The 24,023-nt window shown below is 31.5% G+C and carries 18 protein-coding genes, 1 pseudogene and 1 riboswitch; of the genes and pseudogenes, 9 read left to right on the top strand and 10 right to left on the bottom strand.

The features are described from left to right. Nucleotides 1-65 precede the first annotated feature (65 nt). From pbpC to ABNT61_RS04510, 3 genes are all read left to right on the top strand, one after another. Nucleotides 66-2,414: a penicillin-binding protein 1C gene (gene pbpC / locus ABNT61_RS04520; protein WP_348745015.1), complete on the top strand. Its 2,349-nt coding sequence runs from the start codon at nt 66-68 to the stop codon at nt 2,412-2,414. Between the two features lie 66 nt (nt 2,415-2,480). Beyond that, nucleotides 2,481-4,295, top strand: coding sequence for a cation:proton antiporter (locus ABNT61_RS04515; RefSeq protein WP_348725064.1), 1,815 nt, complete (start codon nt 2,481-2,483; stop codon nt 4,293-4,295). Between the two features lie 92 nt (nt 4,296-4,387). After that, nucleotides 4,388-4,666 (top strand): hypothetical protein, encoded by a 279-nt coding sequence (locus ABNT61_RS04510; RefSeq protein ID WP_348712328.1) that lies wholly within the window; start codon nt 4,388-4,390, stop codon nt 4,664-4,666. Between the two features lies 1 nt (nt 4,667). Here the strand turns inward: ABNT61_RS04510 and dnaX are convergent. Beyond that, nucleotides 4,668-6,363, bottom strand: a pseudogene (gene dnaX, locus ABNT61_RS04505) (DNA polymerase III subunit gamma/tau). A gap of 128 nt (nt 6,364-6,491) precedes the next feature. Then, on the bottom strand, nt 6,492-7,400 hold the full coding sequence (locus ABNT61_RS04500; protein WP_348745014.1) for a DUF6607 family protein: 909 nt from the start codon (nt 7,398-7,400) through the stop codon (nt 6,492-6,494). A 93-nt stretch (nt 7,401-7,493) separates the two neighbouring features. Between ABNT61_RS04500 and ABNT61_RS04495 the strand changes: the two genes are divergently transcribed. From ABNT61_RS04495 to msrA, 3 genes are all read left to right on the top strand, one after another. Continuing rightward, nucleotides 7,494-9,542 (top strand): TonB-dependent receptor, encoded by a 2,049-nt coding sequence (locus ABNT61_RS04495; protein WP_348745013.1) that lies wholly within the window; start codon nt 7,494-7,496, stop codon nt 9,540-9,542. A gap of 27 nt (nt 9,543-9,569) precedes the next feature. Then, on the top strand, nt 9,570-10,211 hold the full coding sequence (locus ABNT61_RS04490; protein ID WP_348745012.1) for an HmuY family protein: 642 nt from the start codon (nt 9,570-9,572) through the stop codon (nt 10,209-10,211). A gap of 126 nt (nt 10,212-10,337) precedes the next feature. Next, nucleotides 10,338-10,934 carry a peptide-methionine (S)-S-oxide reductase MsrA gene (gene msrA, locus ABNT61_RS04485; protein WP_348745011.1) on the top strand — a complete coding sequence of 199 codons (597 nt, stop codon included), beginning with the start codon at nt 10,338-10,340 and terminating at the stop codon, nt 10,932-10,934. A 12-nt stretch (nt 10,935-10,946) separates the two neighbouring features. Here msrA and ABNT61_RS04480 read toward each other — a convergent pair whose 3' ends face one another. The 6 genes from ABNT61_RS04480 to ABNT61_RS04455 all read right to left on the bottom strand — a co-directional run bounded on the left by ABNT61_RS04480 (nt 10,947) and on the right by ABNT61_RS04455 (nt 16,643). Beyond that, nucleotides 10,947-12,545, bottom strand: coding sequence for an alkaline phosphatase family protein (locus ABNT61_RS04480; protein ID WP_348745010.1), 1,599 nt, complete (start codon nt 12,543-12,545; stop codon nt 10,947-10,949). A 133-nt stretch (nt 12,546-12,678) separates the two neighbouring features. Then, entirely contained in the window at nt 12,679-13,794 is a 1,116-nt protein-coding gene (locus tag ABNT61_RS04475) for an ABC transporter substrate-binding protein (protein ID WP_348745009.1), read from the bottom strand. Then, nucleotides 13,784-14,329 (bottom strand): alpha-ribazole phosphatase, encoded by a 546-nt coding sequence (gene cobC / locus ABNT61_RS04470; protein WP_348745008.1) that lies wholly within the window; start codon nt 14,327-14,329, stop codon nt 13,784-13,786. The genes ABNT61_RS04475 and cobC overlap by 11 nt, the downstream gene beginning before the upstream one ends. Next, the gene (locus ABNT61_RS04465; protein WP_348742128.1) at nt 14,314-15,078 is read right to left on the bottom strand and encodes an adenosylcobinamide-GDP ribazoletransferase; all 765 of its coding nucleotides are present in this window, start codon (nt 15,076-15,078) and stop codon (nt 14,314-14,316) included. The genes cobC and ABNT61_RS04465 overlap by 16 nt, the downstream gene beginning before the upstream one ends. Before the next feature lie 21 nt (nt 15,079-15,099). Then, the gene (cobT, locus tag ABNT61_RS04460) at nt 15,100-16,131 is read right to left on the bottom strand and encodes a nicotinate-nucleotide--dimethylbenzimidazole phosphoribosyltransferase (protein WP_348742127.1); all 1,032 of its coding nucleotides are present in this window, start codon (nt 16,129-16,131) and stop codon (nt 15,100-15,102) included. 8 nt (nt 16,132-16,139) lie between these two features. Next, nucleotides 16,140-16,643, bottom strand: coding sequence for a bifunctional adenosylcobinamide kinase/adenosylcobinamide-phosphate guanylyltransferase (locus ABNT61_RS04455; RefSeq protein WP_348742126.1), 504 nt, complete (start codon nt 16,641-16,643; stop codon nt 16,140-16,142). A 100-nt stretch (nt 16,644-16,743) separates the two neighbouring features. On the opposite strand from ABNT61_RS04455, the gene ABNT61_RS04450 reads away from it, so the two are divergent. After that, a complete protein-coding gene (locus ABNT61_RS04450; RefSeq protein ID WP_348742125.1) occupies nt 16,744-17,682 on the top strand; it encodes an ABC transporter substrate-binding protein in 939 nt (312 codons plus the stop codon). A gap of 115 nt (nt 17,683-17,797) precedes the next feature. Here the strand turns inward: ABNT61_RS04450 and ABNT61_RS04445 are convergent, their stop codons facing one another. Beyond that, a complete protein-coding gene (locus tag ABNT61_RS04445; protein ID WP_348742124.1) occupies nt 17,798-19,987 on the bottom strand; it encodes a thiol-activated cytolysin family protein in 2,190 nt (729 codons plus the stop codon). A 243-nt stretch (nt 19,988-20,230) separates the two neighbouring features. Continuing rightward, nucleotides 20,231-20,422, top strand: a riboswitch (cobalamin riboswitch). A 34-nt stretch (nt 20,423-20,456) separates the two neighbouring features. Between ABNT61_RS04445 and ABNT61_RS04440 the strand changes: the two genes are divergently transcribed. Both ABNT61_RS04440 and ABNT61_RS04435 read left to right on the top strand, forming a co-directional pair. Further along, nucleotides 20,457-22,334 (top strand): TonB-dependent receptor plug domain-containing protein, encoded by a 1,878-nt coding sequence (locus tag ABNT61_RS04440; protein WP_348742123.1) that lies wholly within the window; start codon nt 20,457-20,459, stop codon nt 22,332-22,334. A gap of 3 nt (nt 22,335-22,337) precedes the next feature. Beyond that, complete coding sequence (locus tag ABNT61_RS04435) at nt 22,338-23,411, top strand: cell surface protein (protein WP_348742122.1); 1,074 nt, start codon at nt 22,338-22,340, stop codon at nt 23,409-23,411. Between the two features lie 99 nt (nt 23,412-23,510). Here ABNT61_RS04435 and ABNT61_RS04430 read toward each other — a convergent pair whose 3' ends face one another. Continuing rightward, complete coding sequence (locus ABNT61_RS04430; RefSeq protein WP_348712312.1) at nt 23,511-24,023, bottom strand: hypothetical protein; 513 nt, start codon at nt 24,021-24,023, stop codon at nt 23,511-23,513.

Here is a 24,023-nt window from a genome sequence, read left to right as displayed (position 1 = left end):
GCAACCCTTGATAATTGTTGAAAATGTTAGTAGTTTTAGTCAAAATTTATGTTCAAGAAAAGTAAATGAATAAGATAAAATACATTCTTGCTAAACGATGGAAAAGGATTTCTATATTTCTTGTTCTATTCTTAATTTACTTTTTCTCTCTCCCTAAACAACTGTTTAAAGATCCTACTTCAACAGTCCTTTTATCTGATGCCAATGAGTTATTAGGAGCTACAATAGCAGATGATGGGCAATGGCGTTTTCCTGAATTAGATTCTGTTCCTTTTAAATTTAAGAATTGTGTTTTACAATTTGAAGATGCTCATTTCTACAAGCATTTTGGTTTTAATCCTATTTCAATAGGTAAAGCATTTTTTGAAAATAGAAGAGCAAAAAGAATTGTAAGAGGAGGAAGTACAATTACGCAACAAGTAATTCGTCTTTCTAGAAAGAATAAAAAAAGAACATATACGGAAAAGCTAAAAGAACTGGTATTGGCTACACGTTTAGAATTTCGGTATTCTAAAGAAAAAATACTCAATTTGTATAGTTCACATGCTCCTTTTGGAGGTAATGTTGTCGGTTTAGAAATGGCGGCATGGCGTTATTACGGTTTACGTCCTGAGCAACTGTCATGGGCAGAAAGTGCAACCTTGGCTGTTTTACCAAATGCTCCTTCGTTAATTTATCCAGGAAAAAATCAAATCAATCTTAAGAACAAAAGAGATCGATTATTAAAAAAGTTGTACAAAAAAGAAATTATAGATAGTATCACTTATATATTAGCCATTGAGGAAGAACTTCCTCAAAAGCCTCATCTCTTACCTACATTAGCTCCTCATTTTCTTCATGAATTAAAAAAGAAACATTCTGGAGAAAAGGTGATAAGTTCAGTTGACTATTTTTTACAAAAGCAAGTAAATGATTTAGCCAAACAACATTATCAATTAATGCGGCAGAATGAAGTTCATAATTTAGCAGCACTTGTATTAGATGTAGAAACTAGAAAAATATTGGCATATGTTGGAAATTCTCCGACAGATACAAAACATCAAAAAGATGTAAATAATGTTATTTCTCCAAGAAGCACAGGAAGTACGTTAAAACCATTTTTATTTGCTCATATGTTAGAATCTGGTGATTTACTTCCCACACAGTTAGTGAAAGATATTCCAACAGATATTGCGGGTTATATTCCCAAAAATTTTGACTTGAATTATGACGGGGCAGTTCCTGCGAATGAAGCCTTAACAAGATCATTAAATATTCCCGCGGTTAGATTACTTCGTAAGTATGGCTTGCAAAAATTTTTACAAGACTTGAAAGATTATGATATGCAGTACATTAATAAGTCTGCAGATTATTATGGATTATCTCTAGTTTTAGGTGGTGCAGAAGCAAGTTTATGGGATTTGTGTAAAGTTTTTGCTGGTTATGCAGGTACAGTAAATCATTACGAAGATTTAAAGCATCAATATTATCAAAATGAATTTCAAGAACCGAAGTATCTTAAAGATGATGAAATAGATTATGGTAGAATTTCTGAAGAATCAAATCGTATTGATGCAGGTTCAGCTTATCTCACATTGAATACGCTGACAGAGGTAAATCGACCATTATCGGATCAAGCTTGGAAGTATTATGATTCTTCTCAGAAAATAGCTTGGAAAACAGGAACAAGTTTTGGGAATAAAGATGCTTGGGCAATTGGAACAACATCTAAATATGTAGTTGGAGTTTGGGTAGGTAATTCAGATGGAGAAGGAAGACCTGATGTTACGGGTGTTGGAAGTGCTGCTCCATTTATGTTCAAAATATTTGATGTTTTACCCAAATCTAAATGGTTTTTAGAGCCTTTTGAAGATCTTATAGAAGAAGAGGTTTGTGAGGAAAGTGGATATTTAGCATTGCCAATTTGTCCAAAAGTGAGAAAGAGAATTTCAAAGAATGGTGTTAGAGCAGCATCATGTCCACATCACAAGGAGATACAATTAGATGCAACCGAAAGTTATAGAGTTAATTCCAATTGTTATCCAATTAATCAAATGAAAACCAAAACTTGGTTTACCTTATCACCATTAGCAGCGTATTTTTATAAACAAAAAAATCCTGATTATACCAAGATTCCTGATTACTTAGAAGGATGTAACGTTACAGAGAAGAATGTTATTGATTTTATATTTCCTACAAAATTTAAATCTAAGCTATCTCTTACTAAGGGGAACGATGGAGAATTGAATCCAGTTATCCTAAAATTAACACACACAAACCCAAATGCTAAGATATTTTGGTATTTGGATGATGAGTTTATAAAGCAAACTGTTGATTATCATGAACTACCAGTTAAACCTAGTGTTGGAGAGCATGTGATAACAGTAATTGATGATTCTGGGAATGAGTTTAAAAGAATATTAATTATTCAATAAACAGGCCAATTATTTGAGTTTTATTTAGAATAAAAGCTCTACATTTACAGTTATTAATTTCAGAAGATGTTAGAACTAGCAGGTATAATAATATTAGGAATTTTAGCACAATGGGTAGCATGGAAATTAAAAATCCCAGCTATTTTACCATTAATCTTAATAGGACTTTTAGTTGGTCCTGTAGCTGCTGAATTCTTAAGTGAAAATGGAAGTAAATGGATAGAACCTATTTGGAATGGTGAGAAAGGATTATTTCCTGGAGAAGGTTTGTTCTATTTTGTTTCCTTAGCTATTAGTATTATACTTTTTGAAGGAGGATTAACATTGAAGAAAAGCGAAATCAATAATGTTGGTCCGGTTATTACAAAACTTATTACTTTAGGTTCTGTTGTAACATTCTTTTTAGCTGGTATTTTCGCTCATTATATTTTCGATCTGAGTTGGGAATTATCCTTGCTATTTTCATCATTAATTATTGTTACAGGTCCAACAGTAATTTCTCCAATTTTGAGAAATATCCCACTTAAAAAAGATGTGGCTGCTGTATTAAAATGGGAAGGAATTCTTATTGATCCAATTGGGGCATTAGTAGCGGTACTTGTATTTGAATTTATTAGTGTAGGAGGAGAGGATGGTTTTACGCAAACCGCACTAATCGAATTCTTTAAGATTATTTTATTTGGATCATCTTTAGGATTTGTTTTTGCAAAAGCATTAATTTTCTTTATCAATAGAAAGTTTGTTCCTCATTATTTATTGAATGTAGTATCATTATCAATGGTATTATTGGTTTTTGTATTATCTGACTTATTAGCGCATGAATCTGGACTACTAGCAGTTGTGGTTATGGGAATGGTAATTGCTAACAGTAAATTAAAAAGCTTTGATGAATTACTATATTTCAAGGAATCGTTAACAGTTTTATTAATATCAATATTATTCATTTTACTCGCGGCTAATATGGATATGGCTCAGTTGGAGTTAATTTATAACTGGAAAACAGTTTTACTATTTGCTTTAGTAGTTTTTGTTGTTCGTCCGTTAGGTGTGTTTTTAAGTACACATAAATCAACTTTACAGTTGAACGAGAAAATTTTTATCAGCTGGGTAGGACCAAGAGGTATTGTTGCTGCAGGTATAGCTTCTCTATTTGGAACTAAACTGATGAAACAAGGAGTAGAAGGCGCAAACTATATTACACCATTGGTATTTATGGTTGTATTGGGTACAGTACTTCTGAATGCAACAACTGCAAGAATGTTGTCTAAAATGATAGGTGTTTTCTTAAAGAAATCTGAGGCTATTGTGTTTGTTGGAGCATCTAGATCTGCTCGATTAATTGCGAAGTTTTTAATTGATAACAATCGAAGAGTAATTTTATTAGATAGTAATAAAGATTATGTGAATGATGCAAAAGAAATGGGCATCGAAGCATTTAATATTGATATTTATAATGATAATTTAGATAGTAATGTTGAGTTAAGCGATGTTGGGTATTTAATTGCCATGACAGGTAGTGATGTAATTAATAAATATGCATTAGAACGCTTTTCTGATGTCTTTGGAGAAATGGGAGCATACAGACTTGCAACATCTAGAGAAGTTACCTCAAAGAATCCTGAAAACTCGGATACACTATTCACTGCGAATGACGACTTTATTAACTTAACAGAAACGATTAGAGATTTTCCAAAAATCAATGAGTTAAAAGTTTCTTCATCAGAGGACTTTAAAGAAAAAGTTCAAGTTATAAATGAAAATGATAGTGCTATTCCTTTATTCTTAAAATCTAATGCTCAAATTAAGATTTTAGCTGAGGTAAATGAACAAGACATAAAAGAGAATGATGTAATTGTTTATGTAGGTCAGGAAGTTGCATAAACGAATTTCGGAAATCCACACTTTTTAATGCATTAAATACATTTTTTAACACTTAACTAGCTCTTAGTTTTGTGAATATAAAGATGTTATTTATGGAGGAAATCGTTTTTAAAGCATTACAAGGAGATACAAAATTTGCAACTATAGAAAACTTTATCAACTCGATCATAGTGGATAATAGTAACGAAGACTTAACTTATGAGGAAGTTAAAGAATCAATTATTAAGCTTGTTTTATATCAATTTATTAAAGTTGATAACACATCGACTGCTGATTGCATATCTAGAGAGGAGAATTTCTATCAAGCAGAAGAGTTAGGTGGTGTTAATTTATGGTTGGAACAGAAAAGAGCGTTAAGTACTGTAGCATAAATTAAATATCTAAACCAAAAGTATTCTTCAACTTTTCTAAAAGAGGATTTTTTTCTTTTAGTTTGTTATACTTTTCTTGAGGAGTATAGGCAAATTTCTTTTCTACAGTTTCATTTACATCAATAGTAATAGCAATTCCGTAATTATTAAGTTTCTCTCGTAAAAACCTTAATAAAGCAGGTCTTCCTTTCTCTAACTGACTTTTCATCAACTTATTTGGAAGCGTAACTAAAACTTCAAAATTAGGTTTTAATGATGGTTGTCCTGCCAATAAAATAGAAGCCATATTCTTTTCTCCAAGTTCCTGAAGTTTGAAATAATACTTTTTCCAACCTTCCTTTAATTGTTCTTCATTAAATGGAGTTCTTGGGTGATTATCAAAGTTTTCTTCAACTTCAGTAACTACTTTAACTTCTCGTTTTTCCTGTAAACTTTTTAATGATAAAGCTGAAGTCCTTCTTTTAATATTTTTTATTGAAGGTTTTTTAACCTCGTTTTTAGGAGTAGGAGTAACTACTGGTTTTGCTTTAGGTTGAGGTGTTGGAGGAGCTGCTTCTTTGGCTAGTTTTTTAATAACTGGAGATAAAGAAGTAAAAAATGTAGCCGGAATTATAAAGTTGCTAGATTTTTTTTTTCTCTCCATCAAAAGAGATAGAGGCAAGTTGCATTAAACAAAGTTCAACCAGGAGTCGTTGGTTTTTGCTGGACTTATATTTTAGATCACAATCATTAGCCTTATCTATTGCAGGAAGTAAAAAAGGCATAGATGCTTTTACAGCTTGCTCTAAGTATTTCTTTTTTACAGTATCACCAACTTCAAGTAAACTAACAGTTGCAGTATCTTTTGCAACTAATAAATCTCTAAAATGAGAAGCCAATCCACTAATAAAATGTTGTCCTTCAAATCCTTTAGATAAAACATCGTTATAAGCCATTAATACTTCTGGAATTTTATTTTCTAATAATAAATCCGTCATATTAAAGTAAACTTCATAATCTAAAACATTTAGATTTTGAGTTACAGCTTCACGAGTTAAATTATCTCCAGAAAAACTTACAACTCTATCAAAAATAGATAATGCATCACGCATGGCACCATCTGCTTTTTGAGCGATAATATGCAAGGCATCATCTTCTGCTGTAATGTTTTCACGTTCACAGATGATTTTCAAATAATTCTTAGCATCTAAAACACCAATTCTTTTGAAATCAAAAATCTGACAACGTGATAAAATCGTTGGAATGATTTTGTGTTTTTCTGTAGTTGCTAATATAAAAATAGCATGTGCTGGTGGTTCTTCTAATGTTTTTAAGAATGCATTGAATGCTGCTTGAGACAACATGTGCACCTCATCAATAATATATACTTTATATTTTCCTGTTTGAGGTGGAATACGAACTTGATCAGTTAAGTTTCTAATGTCATCAACTGAGTTATTTGAAGCTGCATCTAATTCAAAAATATTGAATGCAAAATCTTCATCAGAATTGTCGGAACTTTCTTGATTGATTCGTTTGGCAAGAATACGAGCACAAGATGTTTTACCAACTCCACGAGGACCAGTAAATAGAAGCGCCTGTGCTAAATGGTTGTTTTTAATAGCATTTTCTAACGTATTTGTTATGGCTTGTTGCCCAACAACATCCTCAAAGTTTTGAGGTCTATATTTACGTGCAGATACTATAAAGTGTTCCATTAATACTCTTGAATTCTTTAACAAATGTAGGAAACCCAACTAGTTTTGGCAAACAAAGTTGTGAACAATAAAAAATCCCACTCCTAAGTGATTAAGAGTGAGATTTAAAACAACACAAATTGAGAACATTAATTTAAAAATTGATCAATGATCGTATTCACCTCATTCTTAGATGCATCTGCTTTTAGAGCAAATAGATGAGAGAATAATTTCTTATTATTTACTTTTGGTTGAAGTGTAATATCTTTTTTCATATCAAAAGCTTTATCCCATTTTTTGCGGATTTTTTTCCATAATCCTTTGTGTTCTGCCCACCATTTTTGAGCAGCTTCACATTTTGAATCTTCAACTTTTACGTAAGTATTATATCCTTTTTCTTGAGCAAGAATGAAATCTTCTTTATTATCTTCTCTAACGATTTTATCATTGTCTTGTTCATGAATCCATCCTTCAGAAGTAATTTCATGACGGTTTCTTCTATGCATTACATTGTAATCAGATCTTTTGGTATGCTCACGACGGGCTAAAGGAGCATCAGTTCCATTTTCCCAATAACTTTTGCCATCAACATGTACCCAAGTTGCAGTTCCTTCATATCTAGGACTATCATCAACTTGAAATACTTTTTGAGTCCATTGTCCTTCAACATTTTCTTTTGGTAACTCTACATATTTCCAGTGCGTTCCTTTTTGAAACATAAACATGTCTTGGTTTTCAAATAACCAGTCTTGACGCCAATGTTTTACAATATGTGGTCTGTTTTTAGGACCAACTATTAATAAATGTTGTAATTGAATTTTATTGTTTTTGTCGGTTACAACTTCAACCCATTCTAGTGCTTTATCATGTTTAACTTTAGAAGGTTTATATAAACTATCCGTTGAATAATTAAAGGTTTCAGTAAAATTAAAACCTACCTTATAACAACCACTCATTGCTTTTATAGCATCTCTATCCTGCTGCTTTTTATTCTTCTGAGCATTAATTGAACAAATACCAACTGCAGTTGCCGTTAATACCATTATTAGTTTTTTCATCTCGGTGTATTTAAAATTTTGATACTGCAAATTTATAATATTTATTTAGATTGATTAAAAATAAAACATATATTTGCGTCAAAATTATTAAGAATGTTTCTAAATAAGATTTTAAGAATACTAATAGTAATATCGATTATACCGTCTTTTTCCCAAGAAAACAGGAAGAAAGACAGTTTAGATAATAAACTAGATGAAGTTATAGTAACAGCAACAAGAACGAAGAGACAACTTTCATCAGTTCCTATGCCTGTTACTTTAATATCTAAAAAGCAAATTTTTCAAACAGGTTCAACACGATTACGAGATATCATTTTAGAACAAACAGGATTAGTTATGGTTTCTGATTTTGGTAATTCAGAAGGTGTTCAAATGCAAGGTGTAGATGCTGATTACACTTTAATTTTAGTTAATGGATTACCGCTAATAGGAAGAACTTCAGGGAATATTGATTTGAATAGATTGTCTATCAATAACATCAAACAGATAGAAATTGTAAAAGGACCATCATCTTCTTTATATGGATCTGAAGCTCTAGGAGGCGTAATAAATATTATAACGGAGAATCCAAAAGATGGTGTTACTAAAGGTTCTGTAAGTTATATGTCTAGAATTCAAGCCAGAGAAGAACTTGATATCAATGCGAATCTAACTTATGGTAAAAACCGATTTGGTATTGACGCGGGAATAAATTTAAACTCAGGAGGAGCTTATGATTTATCTCCAGGAGATAATTCTAATACAGCACAAGCATATCAAAATGGTACGGGGAATCTTCGTTTAACATATAAATTCAATGAAAAACTAAACACTACAATTGATGGAAGATATTTCACTGAAGAAATTTTTAATGATTCAGGAGATGGTAAAAGAACGGACTATGGAGCTTCCATAAAAACATCGCATAATTTCAGTGATTCATTTAAGATAAATTATCTGTTATATGGTACCCGTTTTAAAACAGAAAGTGTCTTTAATGGAGAATCTTCAGTTTTTAATCAAACACTATATAGACCTGAAATTAAAACAGAATTACATTTAGATAGTGGAACTTTAGTTACAGGTATTGGTGGGAATTTCGATGCTTTAGAAAGAACTTTTTTTGATGGTAAAGAACAGTTTAATGCATACTATGCATTTGGTCAATTTGATACAAATATTTCAGAACGAATAAATGTAATTGCCGGATTAAGATTCGATGCCTTTAATAAATTTAAGTCTGCTTTTAGTCCAAAGCTTTCTGCAAACTATAAAATCAATACTTGGTTAACAGCAAAAACCTCAGTTGGATTTGGATATAAAGTCCCTGATTTTAGGCAATTATTTTTCAATTTTAGAAATACAGCAGGAGGATATATTGTATTGGGAACTCAAGTATTACACGAATTATACGGAGATAGGCCAGAGGTGAGTTCATTAAGTAAGGAGCTAAAACCAGAAAGTTCTATTGGATATAACTTAGGTTTTCAATTAAAACCAATATCTCAATTAAAGATTAATATCAATTTGTTTAGAAATGATATTAAAGATTTAATTAACACTTTCGTCGTTTCAACAAACTTTCCAGATTTACCAAATACATCAGTTTTTTCATATGAAAATAGAGATCGAGTATTTACTCAAGGAGTTGAGTTAGATGTTAATTATAAGGTAAATAATAATCTCCGTTTCTCTTTAGGTTATCAGTTTTTAGATACGGGTGATAAGGAAGAAATTCAAAGGATAAATAATGGAGAAGTATTTTTTAGAAGAACCACAACTTCTCCTTCAGAAAGATTAACACTAAGTAATTATTTCGGTTTAGCGAATAGATCAAAGCATACCGCTAATGCTAAACTATTTTATGAAAACTTTACGCATAATTTTTCAGCAAACGTTCGTGTACTCTACAGAAGTAAATATGCACTATTTGATACCAATAACAGTGGAGATGTGATAGATGCTTTTGATGATTTTGTGGCGAGCAATACACTAGTGAATATCGCAATTCAAAAAGAATTTTTCAATACTCTGAACCTTCAATTAGGAGTTGATAATCTCTTTGATAGTGATGGAAATGAAAATATAGAAAATTTTCAAAATCTAGATGCGGCTCTTCGTTTAGGAAGAACTTTTTACACCAGAATTCAATTTAATATTTAATAATAATTATCAATTAATAGTAAACATATGAAACGCTTAAAATTAATAGCAAGTTTAATGATTGTAAGTTTCGTCTTCACTTCATGTAATGACGACAACAATGATGGATCAAATGTATTACCGGTAGAATCAAAAACGGTTACTAATTTACCAGCTTTACAAACCACAGATTATACTCAAAGTCCACCTGTAACTTCGGGAACATTTACAGGTTTTAGTTTTAAAACGGGAGAAATAGTAACAGATAGTAGTTGGGATATTGCTTTTAGAGGAACAACAATTTTAGTAAACGGAGGAGCGAAAATTGGCGGATTAACAGATGAACCAGAAAGAACGGGTGATGCTGCTTTAACAGTTATGACAGGAACTTTCGGAGATGTTGTTGTTGCACCAGCAGATGCAGCTTCATATTCACAAGACGCTACTGGGACTTACGCTTTACCAACAGGAAGTGATAATGGATGGTATAACTATGCAGGTCCGCCAACGCATTTAATTAGTCCTTTAGCAGGAAAAGTTATTGTTGTAAGAACTGTGGATGGGAACTATGCTAAAATGGAAATCATTAGCTATTATAAAGACAATGATCCATCTAATGCAGATAACGCAAGACATTTCACATTTAACTACGTTTATAACCCAAATGTAGGAGACAAAAATATTCAATAGTCATCTAAGTTGAATTTTGTTAGTTTTTAATCTGAAAAGCTATTCGAATGGCTCGAATAGCTTTTTTTTATTTATTTTAATGAAAGAATTAAAAAGACCATACGACGAAGTTCAAAACGATTAAAAATGAAGAAACTTATAACGATAATTTTTGTTGGATTAATTGCAGTGAGTAATGCTCAAAAAAAGCAAGAAGTAGCTTATTTTGCTAGTGGATGTTTTTGGTGTGTAGAGGCTATTTTCGAAAGTGTGGATGGTGTAAGTGAAGCAGTTTCAGGGTATGCCGGAGGAAATACGAAAAATCCAACCTACAGGAAAATAGGAACAGGAACTACAGGACATGCTGAAACTGTTGCTGTGTATTACAATCCGAAAAAAGTTAGTTTTAAAACTTTAGTAAAAGTGTTTTTTGGTTCACATGATCCAACTACGGTAAACGGTCAACATCCTGATTATGGAACTCAGTATAGATCAATTGCTTTTTATTCTAATCCAGAAGAGAAGAAAATAATTGAAGACTATATTAAGATTTTAAACACTCAATTTTACGATAATAAAATAGCAACGGAAGTAACAAAACTGAAGAAGTTTTATGAAGCTGAAGAGTATCATCAAAATTATGAACGCTTAAACCCAAATAATCCTTATGTTAAGAATGTTTCCATTCCAAGATTAAATAGATTTAAGCGTAAATTTCCTGAGTTACTAAAGGATAATCATTAGAAAAAGAATTTATTAGATTCCTTTAATCTTCTTAATAATATTTACAAAATCAGAACTAAGCTCGGCAAGTGTTTTACTCTTGTCGAGTTTTTTTATGGCTAGTTCATCCAAGTTGTTCGCCGTTAAGCCTTTCTCCTTCATTGTTTTATTAATAATACTCTCCATCATTCGTAATTGAATATCATTAACACCAACTGTTTTTCTTAAAGAGTTATCAACTACTGTTGCTGCATTTGCAGTAATTACAGGAATGTCAGTTCTTAATGAATTTCCTTGAAAAACATTTTCAAAAGTTGGAGCGTTAGCAGTTCTACTTCCTAATTGCCATTTGTCTTTAGGTATTCCTATGATATTTAATATGGTGGCTAATACTGAAGTATGATCATAAGGTGTATTTCCTTCTGCACGGAAAACAGTAGAAGCTTCAATTAGTGGAGAAACCAAAATCAATGGAACTCTTACACCCAAACGATCAAATTGAAAATCTCCTTCAAATTGTGCAGGAGTTGGTGTTCCATCAGTGCTATTATCCCACGGTGCTTTTGCTCTCCAAGGTGTAGGTTCATGATCGTAAGTTCCACCGTGTTCATCAAAATTGATAATAAATAAGGTTTGATCCCATGCTTCTTTGTTAGAAGTTAAAGCATCATAAATACTTTTTACAAATACTTCACCTGGTGCTAAATTGGTTGGTGGATGATAATCTGTTCCTTGAGCACCGATATCAATATAATCTCCAAGAATGTCTACCGGAATTTCTAAACCCCATTCTGGCTCTAAAAAACTAAAAGTTGGTAAAGTACCGGCTTTAGCATTTTCTAGAAAGTCAGACATATTTGCAAAATGATTATCAAAAGAAGGATCTTGAATTGTTTGCATTAAATCTCGAGTATAAGAATATCCTTCAACTCCAAGAAGGTCTTCTAACCAACTACCATTACTGTTATACAACATCCAATCATTTGGTGTGTCATATCCATTTTCTGATAATACATTCCATATCGTTTTTTGATTGAACTGTCTTCCTTTAGGTTGACTTAAGTTTGGAGGAATATAATCAGTTCCTCTGTTATTCACCCAAGCTTCTAATACATTATCATTCGTATTTCCTAATGAATTCCCACAAGCGGCAAAAGCTCTATTACAGTCCGTTTGCGTTGGAACAGAAGAAAAATACATATCAGAAACCGCAAAATTCTTTGCTAAACCATTTAAAACTGGTAATTCTTCTGGAGTATAAGATTCCATGATTTCTCCAGTTTTAACATTAAAAGAAGCAAAATCTTGGTAAAAACCTCCCATTGTTGGTGGAGTAGGAGATGTTGGTGTAGTTGTAGTTCCAAATACTTGATTATTCACATGAGCATATTCTTCATGTGGATCATGAACAGGTACATTCATATTATTATTTGTTCCTTTAACAACAAAATGTTTTTGTCCAGAACTATCAACGTTAAAATAACTTGGTTTTAAACCGTTATATGTTGGAGTTGTTTGAGATGGAATATTTTTCTTTGGTGGATTTTTGTCATCATATAACCATCCTAAAACTTGATCTAAAGATCTATTTTCTAGCATTAGATATACAATATGCTTAATGTTATTAGCCATAATATTGATGTTTAATTAGAGTAATTCTCTTTTTAGAGACACTTCTAAATTATTCATCCTATGCAGCTAAGATTTGCAAATTGTAATGACAAAAGAATTTTTAGTAATAAGATTGAAGAATTAAAGAATAAGATTATTCCATGGATTTGAAAAAGAATAAATCATAATCTGGTAAAGTTTCTGGATTCGTAATTTTTATCATATCCTTCAAAACTAAATCTGGTCGAGTAGGAGCCAATTCGAAATAGATTAAACCACCAGTTGGTCCTTTTTTTGAAGCAATAGTATAGATTTTTTTATTGTTAAAAGCGTCGAATTTATCGTAATGACGATTTGAGCTAATGAGTTGTTCTCTAGTTTCACTTAAACCACAACCTAACCAAAAATCAGCAAACTGTGCTTTATCTAAAACACTTTCAAAACTCAACTGTAAACTACCTGTTCCTTGAGTATCTTTCCATATGTAATTTAGGTTTGCATCAGACATAAATTTTGCCATGAAACTTTCACCTGCAGGAACATACCAAGTGTCTTTAAACATACTTCCTGATAATACTTTTGGTTTTTTTTTTGTTGATTGAGCTATTTTTTTTGCTTCCAAATAATTCTTTTCAATTACTGAAAAAATACTATCTGCTTTCTTTTCTTTGCCTAATAAAGCTCCAAAGAACTTAATCCATTCTGCTCTACCTAAAGGTGTTTCTTCCAACCATTCTCCATTAAAAACAACAGGGATTCCTAACTTTTTAATGTTGTTGTATAATTTATTGTTTGGATGCAAAGAGAAACCGATTACCAATTCTGGTTCCAAGTCAATTAGAATTTCGGTGTTCATACTTTGTTCTGATCCTAGTTCGGTTATTGCACCAGAGTCAACTAAGGCTCTTGTTCTTTCAGATGAAATGTATTTTGTGTTTGGGAATCCAACAATTGCTTTTTCTTTTTCAAGAAGTTCAACCATAGGAACATGAGTTGTACTCGTAATTACTAATTTCTCAACTGGAACCTTTAAGGTGTTATTCTGGAAATTACTCTTATCTGATAATAAGTATTTATATGAGTTAGTTCCATTTTGAAATACTTTTTTTAGTACTAAATAGCGATTTCCATTTTCATTAACAATATCAAAACCTTTAGCATATTTAATAGAAGTTTTAACGACTTCAGAAGTATTTTTAACTGTTTCTTTTTTACAGCTGATGCATAACGTAAAAATGAAAATAAAATAGAAAGTATATTTAAGATTCATGATGTAAATCAAGAGTGTTTATTGTTAATATTTCTCCGTATTCTAATTTTAAATCAAATGATTTTTCTAACGGAATTTGATGAAAATAAGCCCAGAGACTTCTTATAACACCTGCGTGTGTTACAATAAGAACAGTGTCATAAGATGTTTTAAGAGTTTCTTCTACAAATGAAGTCGTTCTCTTGTTAAGATCAACATAAGATTCTCCGTTTTTGGGAGTTTGGTTGACAAAATCTTCCATCCAAGGATTTATTTCTTCTTTAGGAATATCGTCCCACGGTTTCAATTCCCAGTCCCCAAAATTTAATTCGAGTAACCTATCATCGAAACTGAAATCCTTTCCAATTTTATGGGCCAATTTTTTACAGCGTTGCAGAGGACTGGAATACATGCTATCGAAATTATATTTCTTAAGTTTTGAAACTATGGATTGAGCTTCTTGTTCGAAAGAAGTTACTACATCAATATCAGATTGACCATAACAAATTCCTTTTGCTATATCTGGTGTTGTATGTCTTACTAGAACAATTTCCATATTACTAATAATGAAAGATAAAAAACGACTTCAGCAACTTGTTGTAAAGCCCCTGCACAATCTCCAGTTTGACCACCGATCCATTTATTGAAAAAACGCCCCATATAGGCATAACAGATAAAAAGAGGAATTATTGATAGGAATACTAATTTATCTTGAAACAGTAAGAGAGGTAAAACTCCAAATATCCCAGAAATCACTAATGATTTTGTGCTCATTTGTTTTGTAGTTGGTTTTACTTTAGAACTATCAATATCTCGAACGTATTCGTGTGTGTAAAGTAAAACTGTTGCTATAAACCGACTTATAGCATGACCTGAGATCAAAATAAATGGAATTGAGTTTTGTAATGAAAGTTCTTTAAGACTTAGAAATTTAATCGCTAGAATGCTAATTAGGCCAATAACTCCAAATGTTCCTAAACGAGAATCTTTCATAATTGTTAGAATCTTCTCTTTGGTCCAACCACCACCAAATCCATCACATACATCTGCAAAACCATCTTCGTGAAAAGCACCGGTTGTCCAAACTGAACTTACCATACTAATCACTAAAGCAATATCTGTTGAAAATACAAAGCTCGCCAAATAATAAATCAAAGCAGAAATTGATCCAACAACGATTCCTACGAGAGAAAAATACCTGCTACTTTTATTCAGAACATCTGGAGAATGATCTACCCATTTCGGACAAGGAATTCTCGTGAAAAATAGTACTGCGGTTAAAAAATAATGGACTTGTTTTTTCATTATGTCAAATGAATATGATTTTTAATTCGCTTCAGAAACATTAGCACTTTTAAACGTGGCCATTTTATTTAAGAACTCAACAGAAGATTTGATAATTGGAAAGGCAACAGCAGCTCCAGATCCTTCTCCTAATCGCATTCCTATATGTAATAGCGGAGTAACCTTTAAATGATCTAACATTTTTTGATGTCCTTGTTCTCCTGATGTGTGCGCAAAAATGCAATAATCAAGGATGTTTTTGTCTAAATAGTAAGCGCTTAATAAAGCTGAAGTTACGATAAATCCATCTACAATAATGGTCATTTTTAAAGCGGCAGCTTCCAACATAGCACCAACCATCATTACGATTTCAAAACCTCCAAAAAATTGAATAGCATCTTTAGGTGTTTTGATATTAGAACTATGTAAATCGAAAACATTTCTTAAAACTTCTGCTTTTTTATGAACTCCATTATCGTCTAATCCTGTTCCTCTTCCAACACATTCTTCAATAGGAATTCCAGTAAAATAAGTCATTAGCAAAGATGCTGAAGAAGTATTACCAATTCCCATTTCACCAAATCCAATGATGTTGGTTCCTTTTTGGTGCAGATCTTTAACTATTTCTTTCCCTTTTACTAAAGCTTCTTCAAGTTGCGAACTATTCATGGCAGGTCCTTCGCTGTAATCCGAAGTTCCTAATCCTATTTTAGCGTTTATCAACTTCTCGTTTTCTGGAAAATCACCATTTACACCAGCATCTACAATGTGTAAATTAATGTCGTTTTGATTACAAAAAACATTAATAGCTGCTCCACCTTGTAAAAAGTTGAGGACCATTTGTTGCGTTACTTCTTGTGGGTACGGACTCACAGGTTTGCTTTTTACAACTCCATGATCTCCAGCAAAAACAACAATAGTAGGTTGGTTTAAGGTTGGTGAAAGTGTATTTTGAATTTGACCAATTTGTTTGGCTATGGTTTCTAAAGTTCCTAAAGAACCAATTGGTTTCGTTTTAAAATCTATTTTCTCTTGTAATTGATTTTCTAATTCGGTTGATATTGGTTGAATCATTCAGTTGATTATTTTAAAGTTAATGGTAAACCTGAGACCATGAATGTGGCTTTATCAGCTTTATTGGCGATAAACTGATTTACCCAACCTTGAAGTTCGGTAAATTTTCTGCCAGACTCTGTTTGTGCATGAAGTCCCATTCCAATTTCATTTGAAATTATAATTATGGTTGCATTTAACTCTGAAAGTTTTGTAATTTCTTCTTTGGCTAGACGCAAAGATTCTTCAATATTGTTTTTTGTATCAGCAAAAAAGTTAGTTAACCATAAGGTAACACAATCAATAACAACAGTTGCTTGTTCAGGAATAACAGCACTAATGTTCTTTTCTTCCTCTATCGTAGTCCAACGCTCATCGCGATCAGAAATATGTCGTTTTACACGATTTTTAAAATCTTCATCCCAAATTCTTGAAGTCGCCAAGTAATAAGGTTTTTCGGATAAAGATTCTGCTAATTTTTGTGCATAACTACTCTTTCCAGAGCGTTCACCTCCTGTGATATAATACATCATATTGAAGAATTATTTAGTCGGAACAAAGATTGAAAGATTTTTTGCAAAAAGAAAATTATAATTCAGAACTGCGTATTTTTGCTATGTTAAATTTACTATTATGAAAGTATCTTCTTTTATGCCTGCGGTAACGCAAATGATTTATGATATGGGACTTCAAAACTATTTGGAAGGAATCACATTTGAGTGTCCATCAATTGCTTTAGAAGAGAAAAAAGTTGTGGTAAAATATAAATTGGAAGGACAAACTTTAACGAGTGAAGAAATCAATGCAATCTTCTCTAAAACTAAAGCTGAAGGAGGAACATTATATTATGTAGATGAGCCAATTTTAGAAAGTGTTGCGCCAGATTTAATTTTCACTCAAGATGTATGTGATGTTTGTCAGATTGATACGGAGTCTGTGGCAAGATCAGCTTATAAATTGCCAAAAGTACCTGAACTTGTATCCATAACACCGAATTCTTTAGAAGATGTTTTTGATAATGCGTTAACAATAGCTAAAGCAATGAAGCAAGAAACTATTGGTATAAATTACATTAATGGATTGAAAGAGAGAATAGCCAATGTAGTTGATGTACAAAGAGAGCATAAGATTCAATCGAAAAGTATAATGTTATTGGAATGGATTGAGCCATTGTTTAATTGTGGTCACTGGATTCCTCATCAAATTGGTTATGCTGGAGGCATAGATTTATTATCGCATCCATCAGGTGATAGTGTTGTTATTTCTTGGGATAAAATAGTAAAATATGATCCTGAAGTTTTAATTATTGCTCCATGTGGTTATGGTATAGAAAGAACGATGGAAGACATGGAGTTTTTAATTGATAAACCAAATTGGAATGAATTAAGAGCTGTAAAAAATAAACAAGTGTACATAGCAGATTTTGCAATGTTTACGCAGTCATCTGCAAGTACTTTAGTTGATGGAATTGAATGTTTGGCAGCAATGATTCATCCTGAATATTATTCAGTTTCAGAAGAGTTAAACGTTAAATTCGCAAATTATCACGATTTATTAGTGGCTGATTTATAAATCTTCCATGAATTTGTTTCTATTCATAACGGATTATAGATTAAACATATTTTAGAAATAAACAACAAAGATTCTTCAAAACGAAGAATCTTTGTATTAAGTCAATATTAGTATTTTAATTGTCTTCTACAAGTTCTAAGGTGAAGAAAACAGCAGTTTTTCTTTTTTTGTTTCCATTCCAAAAATATCCTTCTAAAACTCTTTGACCATCTGGATTTCCTACTTCTTTCATAATAGTATATCCTTGTTTTAATTTTATGTATCTACCTTTAATATCACCACTTTTATTTATAGGGTTTCCGTAATCGGTAAAGTTGGTTACTTTTTGAAGATAGCGTAATGCCTCTTTTAAGTTGATCCTTCTTAGTTCATTTTTTGCAATTCTGATCCTGTCTTTACCAGTTCTTTCCACGATGTCTAATGTTAAATCAATGGAAGCATTAGATCCAATATCTTCTTTTGATATTTTATAGATTCCAGAGTTATAAATTGATTGAGTTTTACCTTCTCTTATGTGAATTTGCGCTTTTTCATCTGATTTGATAAGACGGACATTGTTTTTATTGGATTTGTATAAATTATCATGTATCGCATTTCTAAATAAAAATTCAGGCTGTACCATTGGAATTATTTTTCCATTATGGTTTTTACTCTTTGCAGAAAGATTAATGATATAATCATCCATGTTATCTCTATCATCACTTGCTAAACACTTTACTTTAGAAATCGTTAATTTAACTTTCACTTCAGGTACAAATGGTTTGCATTCCTCTCTTGTTTGTTTGAATTGACTTCTTAGTGCACATAATTTATTATCAGAAGCAAATCGGAACGAATATCCAATAGGTTTACCATTTCCTGTACCAACTCCATTAAAAGAACTTTGAATGTAATTTTTAAACCCTTTCAACATATCATTTTCATTAATGATTTTTACTGCATCTCTAGCGCTACCTCCGTAAACAATTAGTTTTTTATTTGAGTTGCTGATAATATCTTTCATGTTTACATCAATATTTACTCCTCCTCGAGTGCCAGCAGCATCATATTCTGCGTTTAATGCTGATTCTACTTGTTTTGCTGTATAATCAGTTTCTAGCATAAGCAATGCTCTTCTACCGTAAGTAACACTACTGATATATACGTAATCATTAACTTTAGAATTGTCAGATGGATTTTTAAAAACTTGTGTAGGGTTCAAAGGATCTGTAAAAATTGTATAATAGCTTTGTGTAAAATCTACAAGTACATAATTACGTTTCGTTTTTTTACTAAAGTTAAATCCTAGACTAGCTTTGATTCCTGAAATATCATTGTAATATCCATTTACTTTTAACGCAAAATCCTTTTCTGAATGAATTTCTTTTGACTCGTATTTAATTTCCGCTCCTGATGCATAACTGTTAGATTGAGAAATCAATCTGTTAGCTTCACTAGTTAATTGAGTAGGAGTAGGATTGTTAACAGTTACACTTTTAATAATTCGTTCTCCGTTTGCAGTAATGGCTAAATTAATAGGATTTCTTGCTTGATAAGCTACAGCGTTGCTTCCCGTTAATACCGATTGAGTTTCTAACAAAGCTCCAGGTTGTAACCAATCTGCATTTTGATTCATTTTTATAAAATCAATTGTACTTGTATTAACATCCATGGTATAGGTTCTTTGTACACAATCCCTATCCTTTTGTACAGTTTTGGTTTCTCTCTGGCGATTACTGAATTTACCTTTTTCATTTATAGATACCGTAACAGTCTCACCATTTACAGTTTTTACAACTGGTCTGTTTGCTTTTGGTGCAGTACCTTTATTATATGAATTAATAACCACAGGTTGTTTAAAAATTCGTTTCCAATTAATGTTCTTGTTTTTAGAAACAGTTAAGTTTTTAGTTACTGTAGTTTTCGATGCTGAATTAGTTTTTGTACCGTTCCATGTACTATTAAGTTTACCTTTATTCCAACCCCATTTACCAGTAAATTTATTTCCAGATAATATGAATTCTATAAATCCTTTTTTCTTTCTATTGGTAAACGTACCTGTAAGTTTTTTTGTTTTGCTGTTATAAATTCCATTTATTTTCCCAACGTTTTTATAATCACCGTACACTTTATTCCCAGACTGTTTAAGTCTTAGTTCACCAAAAGAGGTGTTCCAAGTTCCTGTAAAAGATTGATTTTTTATCGTGTTCAGTAAAGGTTTATTGGCTTTTTTACTGAATGATTTAGAGATGGTTTGATTTTGTGATATTAGAACTTGTCCTACTGCAAGAATTCCAATGATCATTAGCTTTCTTAATTTTTTCATTTTACTTGAGTTTTTGATTTTATTTAATGATGTTTTGATGAATCATCAACTCTTAGTGTGAATGGATTTTAAAAAGTAAACATCCAGTTATGGAAAAAATGTAGATTTTAATAAAAAGGACTAGCAATAAATTAAGCTTTTACAGTGATTATTTACACTGAATAGTACTCAATTTCACAAGAGTTAAACGTTAAATTCGCAAATTATCATGATTTAGTAGTTGCTAATTTGTAATTAAAACATAAATTTGCCTCGATTTTTGGTTTTATTCTAATGTCATTGGAATAAATTAAAAGGGAATTCGGTGAGAAACCGAAGCTGTTCCCGCAACTGTAAGCTAATACGATTGTAGCTATTACTTTTTACCACTGCGAAAGCGGGAAGGTGAGTTACAATACGCAAGCCAGGAGACCTGCCAAGAGTTATATGATAACAAACCTTCGGGATAAAGGTTTTTAGAGGACGTATAATGAAGCAAGTTTTATTTATCATTTTTTGTTTTTGTGTTACAATAGTTAAAGTAAACGCACAAAAAGATAGTTTGTATAATCCTTTGGATGAAGTGGTAGTTCAGGCGAATAAGAGATTGCTAATGAACTCAAAATCCTTAAAGGTGGTAAACTTGAATGATTCTATAATTGTAAATAATCTAGAATCGTTCACTACGTTATTACGTTTCAATACTCCAATTTATTTAAGAGAACACGGAGTGGGAGGAACAAGTTCTGCTAGTTTTAGAGGAACAAGTTCATCAAATACTGCAGTAATGTGGAATGGTATTAATATTAATTCTATTAATAACGGTCAAACAGGATTTAATTCTTTAACGGTTGGTTTGTATGATGAATTAAATGTAAGAAGTGGAGGAGGAAGTATTGAGTTTGGATCTGGAGCTATAGGAGGAACAATTCACTTGAACGATGTTTTAGAATTTAAAGAAGATAAAACATTTACAAATCAAATTGTTAGTACAGTAGGTAGTTTTACTTCAATTAATAGTTTGTATAAATTAAAGTATGCAACCGAAAAGTATGCTTTAAATTTTGGTGTTTCTTACAGTAAATCGGACAATGATTACCCATTTTTAGATTCAGAGTTTAGAAATTCAAATGGAGCTTTTGAAAATTATACAGTTAGTTTTTCTAATGCGTATAAATTTACAGACGCACTAGTTTTACAATTCTTTACTACATATTATTTCGGTGATCGTTTGTTTTCTGGAGAACTACCAAATCCAACTTCAGCCAATGACAAGTATCAAGATATAAATCAAAGAAATTTATTATCTCTTGAATATAAAAAGAACAACTGGCGATTAACAGGAAGGTTAGGGTATTTGTTTCAGAAGTATAAGTATTTCGGAGATAAAAATTTAGATGTTTTCAATTTCGGAAATTCAGACAGAATATATTCAGATGTCACAGTTGATTATTCTTTCTCATCTATAAATGCAACTATAACTTCGAATACTCGATTCGAAAGTATATTTGGAAGAACAGATCAAATACAAGAACGTAATAGACGAGAATTCTCTCAGGCTTTCATTTTCAATCATAAAGTTAAAAGAGCATTTTCTTATGATATTAAGTTGAGAAAGGATTATAATTCTGATTTTGATGTTCCTTTGAGTTATGCTTTTGGTTTCAAATTAACGCCATTCAATAAATTCTTTTTCAGAGCAAATACCTCGAGAAACTATAGAGTCCCAACATATAATGATTTGTTTTGGCCAGGTCAAGGAAATGAAAATTTAATTCCGGAAACATCATTGCAGGGAGAGTTTGGAGTAGGATATAAATCGAAAAGATTGTTTGTTGATGTTGCTTATTTCAATATTAATGCAAAAGATAAGATTATTTGGACACCAAATGGAGATCCTACGAGACCAGGAGTTTGGGTTCCTATTAATCTTGATGAAACAACAAATCAAGGAATTGAATTAGCTGTAAACTATAATCAATCAATATTTGATAAAGTTGATGCAAATGTATCTCTTAATTATACATATGTAGATGCAGTAAATGAAGCAACAGGTACATCGATACCTTTTGTACCTAAACATATAGGTAACTCAAATATTGGATTGAGTTACGATCGTTTTTCTATGATTTATCAATTATTATTCAATGATAAAGTATATACAACAGAAAGTAATCATGAGGATTACGTAGTAGATCGTTTTACCGTTTCTAATATAGGAGGTAATTATAATCTAATTAAAACTGAAGGACAAAACTTAAGCATAGGATTTAAAGTCAATAATGTTTTGAACACCAAGTATTCGGTAGTTCAAAATAGACCTATGCCTGGTATTAACTATAATTTAAACATAAACTATAAATTCTAAACAATGAAAAAAATTAATTTCATTTTTAAAGCCTTATTATTATCAGGAACAATATTTCTTGCTTCTTGTAGCGATGACAATGATCCTGTTTTACCAAAAGGGGATTATGAAAATGGTATTTTAATTAGTGGAGAAGGATCCGGAGCTGGCTCTGGTTCTATATCTTACATTTCAAATGATTACACCACAGCTGAGAATAAGATTTATAATAAGGTAAATAGTACTGATTTAGGAATATATCTACAGTCAATTAGCTTTAACGGAGACAACGCATACATTGTTGTTGATAATCAAAATTCAGTAACTGTTGTAAACCGTTACACATTTCAAAAAACAGGACAAATTACAGATCAATTATCAACACCAAGATATATTGCTGTTGTTGGAAACAGAGGGTATGTAACAAACTGGGGATCTACTTCAGATGAAACAGATGATTTTATCGCTGTAATTGATATGACTACTTCTAGTTTAGTTGAAAAAATTTCTGTTGGAAACGGACCAGAAAGAATCAAGGAAAAAGATGGAAAGTTATATGTAACTCATAAGGGAGCTTTCACTAATAATAACATTGTTTCTGTTATTGATATTAGCACTAAAAATGTGGCTACAGTAACTGTAAAAGACAGACCAGATGAAATGTATTTCACTTCTAATAATGAATTAGTGGTGTTATCTGAAGGAAGAACATTATATGATTCTAGTTTCAACGTAATTGGTCATACAAAAGCAGCTATTGCAAAAATTAATACTTCTACGAACTCAGTTACTTCTGAAATTGAATTTGCTGATGAAGTTCATCCAGGATTAATGGTAGTTAATGATGGTAAGTTATATTACACAATTGGAAGTGATGTATTTTCAATGGATGTTACTGCCTCGGCTTTACCATCTACAAAATTATTAACTGCTGTTGATGGATATTTATATGGTTTTGAAGTAAAAGACGGAAAGCTATATGCTCTAGATGCAAGTTTTACAGATGTAAGTAAATTAAACATTTTTGATTTAAGTACTACAGATAAAACAAAGACAATGGATGCGCCTTTAGGAGCTTCAAAAATATACTTTAACTAAGAGTAAAATTTAGATGTTAGTTTGAAGCAAGATTTTAAACCATCATTTCTATTTATTGTTAAAACAAAGAGGTTACCATTTTTGGTAACCTCTTTACTTTTATATAAGTCTCTTAACTTGTTGTTTTATAATAGCTATTGCTGTCTCTGTTGGGCTTTCAACTTGAGAATAATCAATTAATAAATTTTCTCGGAGTACTTGAGCATTATCACTAGATTCTGCCGTATTTCTAATCTTATTAATAATAGAAAGTTTAGAACCAACAACCGCTTTCCACGCATCTTCATGAACATAAATTTGTTGAACTAAATTATGTTCATATTCTTGTTCAATATTTGCAATCAGCAAATGCGCATAACTATCAGAATCAGCTCCGATAGGATTAACTCTTGTTAATAATTTTGCAGGGTTTATACGTTCGCAAAACAATAGTAATCGTTCATATGCTTGAAGTTTTGTTGGTAAGCTGTCCTTTTTCTTTTGAATAAGGGCTTCAAACTTTTTTTCATTTTCATCTCTTTGTAAAAAAGCACTAAACATAAAGTAAGCAACTCCACCAGTTACCAAAGCAGGTAATGCAAATGCAAGTCCTTCAATTATTTTGTCTTCCAT

This window comes from Tenacibaculum sp. 190524A05c, from assembly GCF_964036595.1.
GTDB classification, from domain to species: Bacteria; Bacteroidota; Bacteroidia; order Flavobacteriales; family Flavobacteriaceae; genus Polaribacter; species Polaribacter platacis.
This window is presented reverse-complemented; position numbering and strand designations above follow the sequence as displayed.

Bases quoted from the DNA above. Each gene is read 5' to 3' on its own strand.
- ABNT61_RS04495 (WP_348745013.1), top strand. From the start codon at position 7,494: ATGTTTCTAAATAAGATTTTAAGAATACTAATAGTAATATCGATTATA.
- msrA (WP_348745011.1), top strand. From the start codon at position 10,338: ATGAAGAAACTTATAACGATAATTTTTGTTGGATTAATTGCAGTGAGT.
- ABNT61_RS04430 (WP_348712312.1), bottom strand. From the start codon at position 24,023: ATGGAAGACAAAATAATTGAAGGACTTGCATTTGCATTACCTGCTTTG.
- ABNT61_RS04455 (WP_348742126.1), bottom strand. From the start codon at position 16,643: ATGATGTATTATATCACAGGAGGTGAACGCTCTGGAAAGAGTAGTTAT.
- ABNT61_RS04480 (WP_348745010.1), bottom strand. From the start codon at position 12,545: ATGGCTAATAACATTAAGCATATTGTATATCTAATGCTAGAAAATAGA.
- ABNT61_RS04450 (WP_348742125.1), top strand. From the start codon at position 16,744: ATGAAAGTATCTTCTTTTATGCCTGCGGTAACGCAAATGATTTATGAT.
- ABNT61_RS04510 (WP_348712328.1), top strand. From the start codon at position 4,388: ATGGAGGAAATCGTTTTTAAAGCATTACAAGGAGATACAAAATTTGCA.
- ABNT61_RS04435 (WP_348742122.1), top strand. From the start codon at position 22,338: ATGAAAAAAATTAATTTCATTTTTAAAGCCTTATTATTATCAGGAACA.
- ABNT61_RS04515 (WP_348725064.1), top strand. From the start codon at position 2,481: ATGTTAGAACTAGCAGGTATAATAATATTAGGAATTTTAGCACAATGG.
- pbpC (WP_348745015.1), top strand. From the start codon at position 66: ATGAATAAGATAAAATACATTCTTGCTAAACGATGGAAAAGGATTTCT.
- cobT (WP_348742127.1), bottom strand. From the start codon at position 16,131: ATGATTCAACCAATATCAACCGAATTAGAAAATCAATTACAAGAGAAA.
- ABNT61_RS04465 (WP_348742128.1), bottom strand. From the start codon at position 15,078: ATGAAAAAACAAGTCCATTATTTTTTAACCGCAGTACTATTTTTCACG.
- ABNT61_RS04490 (WP_348745012.1), top strand. From the start codon at position 9,570: ATGAAACGCTTAAAATTAATAGCAAGTTTAATGATTGTAAGTTTCGTC.
- ABNT61_RS04475 (WP_348745009.1), bottom strand. From the start codon at position 13,794: ATGAATCTTAAATATACTTTCTATTTTATTTTCATTTTTACGTTATGC.
- ABNT61_RS04500 (WP_348745014.1), bottom strand. From the start codon at position 7,400: ATGAAAAAACTAATAATGGTATTAACGGCAACTGCAGTTGGTATTTGT.
- cobC (WP_348745008.1), bottom strand. From the start codon at position 14,329: ATGGAAATTGTTCTAGTAAGACATACAACACCAGATATAGCAAAAGGA.
- ABNT61_RS04445 (WP_348742124.1), bottom strand. From the start codon at position 19,987: ATGAAAAAATTAAGAAAGCTAATGATCATTGGAATTCTTGCAGTAGGA.
- ABNT61_RS04440 (WP_348742123.1), top strand. From the start codon at position 20,457: ATGAAGCAAGTTTTATTTATCATTTTTTGTTTTTGTGTTACAATAGTT.